The sequence below is a fragment of the Arsukibacterium sp. genome, assembly GCF_036735525.1.
Taxonomy (GTDB): domain Bacteria; phylum Pseudomonadota; class Gammaproteobacteria; order Enterobacterales; family Alteromonadaceae; genus Alishewanella.
Window position 1 is genome coordinate 1 of sequence record NZ_DAINOE010000113.1, and the last position, 6721, is coordinate 6721.

Here is a 6721-nt window from a genome sequence, read left to right on the forward strand (position 1 = left end):
GCAGAACACCACAACTCAATGACGGTAATATAGCCAACAAGCGGGCAGAAATTGCCCGGTATTTTACCAATACCTTTGACACCTACACCCGACTGTTTGATTGCTTGCGCGATGATACCGGGTTTTACCAAAAGCCTATCGCGCTGCGCCATCCGCTGATTTTTTATTTTGGTCATACCGCCACGTTTTTTATCAACAAACTTATCTTAGCGAAGCTGATATCCGCGCGCATCAATCCGCACATGGAATCCATTTTTGCGGTAGGCGTGGATGAAATGAGCTGGGATGATTTATCTGAAGCGCATTTTGATTGGCCCAGTGTGGGGGCTGTACGCGAGTATCGTGCCAAGGTGCGCGCGACCGTGTTGGATCTCATCAACACCCTCGAGCTGGTATTGCCAATTGATTGGGACAATGCCTGGTGGCCTATTGTAATGGGCATAGAGCATGAGCGTATTCATCTTGAAACCTCTACGGTGCTGATCCGACAGCAGGTTTTGGCGAAGGTTAAGTCATTACCTGAGTGGCCAATCTGTCAAGAAACCGGTCAGGCGCCTAAAAATAAGCTGGTAACGGTGCCAGCGGGCGCGGTGAATATTGGCAAAGCCTTAGATAGCACCTTTTATGGTTGGGATAACGAGTATGGCCAACATCAGGCAGAGGTGGCAGAGTTTAAAGCCAGCCAATATCTGGTGAGTAACCAAGAGTTTTTAGAATTTGTTGAAGACGGCGGCTATACCCAAGATCATGTTTGGAGTGAGGAGGGGCTGGCGTGGCGTCAGTATACCGAGGCTAAGCATCCGACGTTTTGGCGCTGGCACAATGGCTGGCGCTTGCGCTTGATGACCGAAGAAATTGAGATGCCATGGGATTGGCCTGTTGAAGTAAACTATCACGAAGCCAAAGCTTTTTGTGAATGGAAAACGGCCGAGAGTGGGCAAAAAATTCGCATGCCTACCGAAGATGAATGGTATCGATTATCTGCCGAAGCAGGGGTTAATGAAGTGGGCGAGGCGCCTGCTGCCGCGAACCTGCATCTTGATCATTTTGCCTCGTCTTGTCCTGTGACGCGTTTTCAGCATGGCCGTTGGTATGATGTGGTCGGTAATGTCTGGCAGTGGACAGAAACCGCGATCTATCCTTTTAACAACTTTAAAGTGCATCCGCTGTATGATGATTTCACTACCCCTACCTTTGATGGTAAACACAATCTGATTAAGGGTGGCTCATGGATCTCAGCCGGTAATGAAGCCCGGCTTAGCGCGCGCTATGCGTTTCGTCGCCACTTTTTTCAGCATGCCGGTTTTCGTTATGTGGCTGCTACTAGCGAGGCAGCATCGTCAACCGCATATTATGAAAGCGATAAGCTGTTATCAGAATATGCCGAGTTTCATTTTGGCGACACCTGGTATGGCGTAGAGAGTTTTCTAAAAGCCTTGGCCGATATTGCTATTGAGGCTATGCGCGGTAAGGTTACGGGCAAAGCCCTCGATTTAGGCTGTGCTTGTGGTCGCGCCAGCTTTGAATTAGCCCGACAATTCGATACTGTAGAGGGTGTGGATTTTTCTGCGAACTTTATCGGGCTTGCCGCAAGAATGGCTGAGCAAGGCGAAGTACATTATGCCCGGGTAGAAGAGGGCGATTTGGTCAGTTACCATACCCGCACCCTAAACGCTTTAGGGTTAGCTGCCTATGCAGATCGTGTGGCCTTTTATCAAGGTGATGCCTGTAACTTAAAACCGCAATTTACTGGGTATGATCTTGTGCTGGCGGGGAATCTCATTGATCGCTTATACCAGCCGAGCCGCTTTTTGGCTGAGATGGCACAGCGCATCAATGCGGGCGGCTTGCTCATTATTGCGTCTCCCTATACTTGGCTGGAAGAGCATACGCCTAAGCATGAATGGCTTGGTGGCTTTAAAAAGGATGGCGAAAGTTACAGCACCTTGGATGGCCTAAAGGCGCAGCTATCGCGCCACTTTAGGTTAGTCGGTGAACCGCGCAAAGTGCCCTTTGTGATCCGCGAAACGCAGCACAAGTTTCAGCACACGCTCTCTGAGCTGACTATTTGGGAGCGTCTGCCAGAGTAACCAGCGCTTTAATTTCTTCGCTAATTGCGTTGTGGTCTACCAGTTGTTCAAACCAGCTGGTGGCCACAGTGTCGTGTAGTAGCCCTAAAATTGTGCCTAAGATAATACCGCGATGCACGTTATCGCCGCCCAAATTGGTATTTACCAGCAGCGCTTGCCAGGGATCATCTTGATATTTGCAGGCCAAATACAGCACGATAGGCCACGAGTCGCTAATATAACAGGCTCTGGAAAATACCTGGCCAATCACCTGATTATCGGGCAGGTTTCGTTGCAGTAAAGACGCTAACTCTACTCCCGGCACCGCTTTGCTGGCGGCAAGCAACAGTGTTTTCACTTGCGTGTTGTCTGGCCCTGCCAAGAGTGCACATAACAATTGGACATAGTGATCAGCCACGCGCATTAAGGCTTCATCCGGATGTGTTAGGGCCAAATGCGCTCTACAGGCGGCTTTTATCTCGGCTTCACTGCCACCACTGAGGCGTTCTGCAAACACTAAGGGGGCTAGGGTCACCAGAGCGCCAATCGAAGCGGTATCATGGGTTAGCATGGCGCAGGCTTCAGGATCGCGTCCTTGCGCCCAATTAGCAAAAAAGCCCCGATGATACGACTCTGCATAGGTATCAGGGTGTGCCGCTGGGCTCTTGGTCATAAAGTCGATATAGGCGGTAATAAAGGCTTTTGTATTGTAGCGGCCTTGTAAGCTAGCCAAGGTGCGCATCAGAACGCGCGCGCAATGGGCATTGAGGGTGTTTTCACCTGCTTGCATACCTTGATGATAATGCACATTCGGTTTGTCCCAAAACTGCGCCTTGCCTTTTAAAATAACGTCGCCAACAATTTGTGCCGTGGCAGCGTTCGCGTTATGGCCTTTGGGCGTTTTTACCGCAGACTGCCTGCCGCCAGTCTGTTTCGAGTGCAAAGACATAATAGACGAGGGATGAAAATCCGGTGCTGCTGCAAAGCCTTGAATACCTCCGGCGAAGGCGCGGGTTATTTCCATAGGCTGATAAAACCAATGTACCGGCATCGCTAAGGCATCCGCAATAAAGCTGGTTTTTAATGCCGTTGCCGCTCGGGTCTGTTGCGCTGTGTTGCTGTGCATAATGGTTCCTTAGTCATCGACATGACTAGATAGGGGAAAAGGCGGCAGGGGTTGCTCAACATTGCAGCAACAAGCAGCGGCTAAATGAGTTTACTGCTTGATTCTACATGGTATCGATGTGGCCCACTGTGGTTGTTAACTAATACAGTGTTAATGCAACATCAGACGTTTTATTTTAGTCAGTACCTTTACCCGTATAGATACATTTTCTGTAAACTTGTCAGAGATAATAGTCGTTTTCTTCAGGCTGAGTATTGTATAAATTATCTACGCGACGGCAAACTCTGCTGATATACTCTTGATTACTTACCCTTTTACCTCGTGGTGCAATCTTGTCTTTAACATCGCCTACCGCTGTGCGTAGTCCAGGTTTTTTACAATCTCTACTCTGTTTTAGTGTTGTCGTGATTTTGATCGCCGGTGGTTTGTTTGGGTTGGGGATCAGTTTGCACACGCTGATGTTTTTGTGCTTGTTATGGGTGGGGTTAAATGCCTTTAGCCTAGGATATGGCTACACGCAGATCCGCGAACTGATGACGAGCGCTTTAACCCGAGCGATGCCGGCCATTTATATTTTTATTTTGATTGGGATGGTTATCGCCAGCTTCATGCACAGCGGCACTATTGCCACCTTAATTTATTACGGGCTGAGTTGGTTAAATCCCACTATTTTCCTGGCTGTGGGACTATTGCTGTGTTCGCTGATGTCGGTGGCAACCGGCACATCTTGGGGCACCGTGGGTACCTTGGGCGTAGTGCTGATGGGCGTTGGTGCAACCATGAATATTCCTTTGCCGTTAATTGCGGGCATGGTGGTATGTGGCGCGACCTTTGGCGATAAGATGTCTCCTGTTTCTGATACCACCAACCTGGCCGCGATGAGCGCAGGCACCGATCTGTATCGGCATATTTATTCTATGCTCTTCACCACGCTGCCAACCTTTATCCTGACCTTTTTGATCTTTCTTGGCATAGGTTTTAGTTATGGCGAACAGCATATTAATCTGGCCGACGTGAGTGCAATCCAAGCGGCACTGGCTGGTCATTTTAGTTTGATGCCTGTTATTACCTTATTGCCGTTAGTTCTTCTGGCCGTAATGAGTATCAAAAAAGTCCCTGCTGAAGTCACGATGTCATGCAGTATTGTGCTGGCGGTGCTGATTGCCATTTTTTATCAAGATAGCAGTACCATAGGCGTGCTTAACGCACTCTGGCAAAACAGCCCGCAAAATACCGGTATCGCCAGCCTAGATGCCCTATTAGGGCGTGGCGGGATCAGCAGTATGAGCTGGACCTTGCTGTTAGCCTTAATGGCAATCGCACTGGGGGGCATTTTGCATGGCGCAGGATTTTTAACAGCCTTATTGGCCGGGATTATCCAAAGGGTGCAACGCACGGCCTCCCTGGTCGCCACCACCATCGTCTCAGGCTTTTTAGGCAATGTGGCGATGGGCGAGGCCTATATTTCGATTATTTTAAATTGCCAATTGTTTAAGCCTAAATATCAGCAACAACAGCTCGATCCTGCGGTGTTATCGCGTTCGGTTGAGGAAGGCTCAACCATGACCACTGGCCTGATTCCATGGACGACCGCTGGCGCTTTTTATACGGCAACCCTTGGCGTAGAGGTGCTAGATTTTGCGCCTTATGCTTTTTTTAATTATTTAAATGCGATTATTGCGGTGGCCATGGCGGCACTGGGCATCGGATTGCTTAAACCCAAACGGTAGACTGGCGCGTAAAATACACAATGCTTTTAATGCTGTTAGGAAAGTTATGCTGCATGTTGTTGGTTTAGCGAAAACCTACCTTACCTCACAAGGCCCACTGCCGCTGTTTAGTGATGTCAGTTTTGACATCCACCCAGGCGAAAGTGTGGCCTTGATGGGCGAATCGGGCTGTGGAAAATCGACCTTACTGCATATTTTGGCCGGGCTGGAGCAAGCCGATCACGGCCAAGTCCTGATTAACCAGCAAGACATCCTGCCATTGCCGGATCGGCAGCGCGCGCAGCTACGGCGTCATGCTATTGGTGTGATTTTTCAGCAATTAAATTTAATACCCAGTTTAACGATTCAAGATAACTTAGCCTTTCAAGCTCGTTTGGCTGGCAACCTAGACGCTGACTGGCAACAACACCTAGTAGCAACCTTGGGGCTGGCGCCCTTGTTACAGCGCTATCCTGCACAGCTGTCAGGCGGGCAGCAGCAACGTGTGGCGATTGGCCGGGCCTTATTGGCAAAAACACCATTGTTACTGGCGGATGAACCCACCGGCAGCTTGGACGAAGCCAATGCTGAGCAGGTGATGGCGCTGATGCTAAGCTTAATTAAAGAAACCGGAAGCAGCTTGCTGATGGTCACGCACAGCGCCTTACTCTCGACCCAATTGGATCGCACCATGATTTTAAAACAAGGGCGGTTAAGCTAGTGCCGAAGCGTTACTCTGGGTTGTGGGTATTGCATGCGCTGCTCAGCCATTGGCTGCGGCATCCGGTGCAGCTTGGTACCTTTATGTTGGGATTGTTGGCCGCCACTGCGCTTTGGAGTGGGGTGCAAGCTTTAAATCAACACGCACGCGCCAGTTACGATCAAGCTGCAACTCGCTTTAACAGCATCAACCAAGCGCAAATTGTGCCGGTTAACCAACAGCCGCTTACCGAGTCAGACTATATTATGTTGCGGCGCTTAGGTTGGCAGCTAACCCCGGTGGTTGAGGGCGCGCTAGCCAATATAAGCGCAGGCGACACGCTAAATATCATTGGTATTGAGCCGATGACACTGCAAGCAAGCGGTGCCACTACTGCCGCTAACGCTGGCTTACCAAGTACGTTTTCGTTAACATGTTTTTTATCGCCGCCTTGGGAGATCTGGGTATCGCCGGCCACGGCAGAGCAGATTAAATCCTGGTTTGATGCGGCAGTAAAAACCGGTTTTCCGTATAATCCAGACGGCAATCTGGTTAACCTTAGGGTGAGTTCCAGCATTGCTGATAACGAGATCATCACGGATATATATCTCGCGCAATACTGGCTGCAACAACCCGATCAGCTATCTCGGCTGTTGCTGCTTGATACCAACACATCCAAGACACTACCGGCAGCGTTAGCTGCTCATCTGCGTGTCGTGATGCCGCAGAGTGATTATGACATTTCCCGGCTTACCGCCAGTTTTCATTTAAATCTTACTGCACTGAGTATGTTGGCGTTTTTAGTTGGGCTCTTGATGGTGTATTCCGCTATTCATTTGGCCATGGCACAACGTGCTGTATTACGGCGTATTTTATTTAGTTGTGGCATAAGTCAAGGCGCATTAACGTTTTGGCTGCTAATCGAATTATTACTGCTAAGCGGGCTAATCACTCTGCCGGGGTTAACGCTAGGCTTTTGGATTGCTGTGCTGCTGTTACCGGATTTTTCAGCCAGTTTAACCGGCTTGTATGGGGCAAATACTCTGGGCGAGTTGACGCTATCTTGGCAGTGGTGGCTACAGGGGTTAGTGATTGCCTGGGGCGGCGTATTGCTGGC

The 6721-nt window shown here is 49.6% G+C and carries 5 protein-coding genes; 4 read left to right on the forward strand and 1 reads right to left on the reverse strand.

Going from position 1 to position 6721, the window contains the following annotated elements; translation table 11 throughout:
* Positions 1-2090 (forward strand): 5-histidylcysteine sulfoxide synthase (ovoA, locus tag V7D78_RS15390; RefSeq protein WP_333609343.1); only part of this gene is annotated, 2090 nt, incomplete at its 5' end.
* On the opposite strand, the gene V7D78_RS15395 is transcribed toward ovoA, so the two are convergent.
* Positions 2065-3195 (reverse strand): ADP-ribosylglycohydrolase family protein, encoded by a 1131-nt coding sequence (locus V7D78_RS15395; RefSeq protein WP_333609344.1) that lies wholly within the window; start codon positions 3193-3195, stop codon positions 2065-2067. The two genes, ovoA and V7D78_RS15395, sit on opposite strands and share 26 nt — an antisense overlap.
* A gap of 332 nt (positions 3196-3527) precedes the next feature.
* On the opposite strand from V7D78_RS15395, the gene nhaC reads away from it, so the two are divergent.
* From nhaC to V7D78_RS15410, 3 genes are all read left to right on the forward strand, one after another.
* On the forward strand, positions 3528-4925 hold the full coding sequence (gene nhaC / locus V7D78_RS15400; RefSeq protein ID WP_333609345.1) for a Na+/H+ antiporter NhaC: 1398 nt from the start codon (positions 3528-3530) through the stop codon (positions 4923-4925).
* 46 nt (positions 4926-4971) lie between these two features.
* The gene (locus tag V7D78_RS15405) at positions 4972-5625 is read left to right on the forward strand and encodes an ABC transporter ATP-binding protein (protein WP_333609346.1); all 654 of its coding nucleotides are present in this window, start codon (positions 4972-4974) and stop codon (positions 5623-5625) included.
* Positions 5625-6721 (forward strand): hypothetical protein (locus V7D78_RS15410; RefSeq protein ID WP_333609347.1); only part of this gene is annotated, 1097 nt, incomplete at its 3' end. The genes V7D78_RS15405 and V7D78_RS15410, both read left to right, overlap by 1 nt.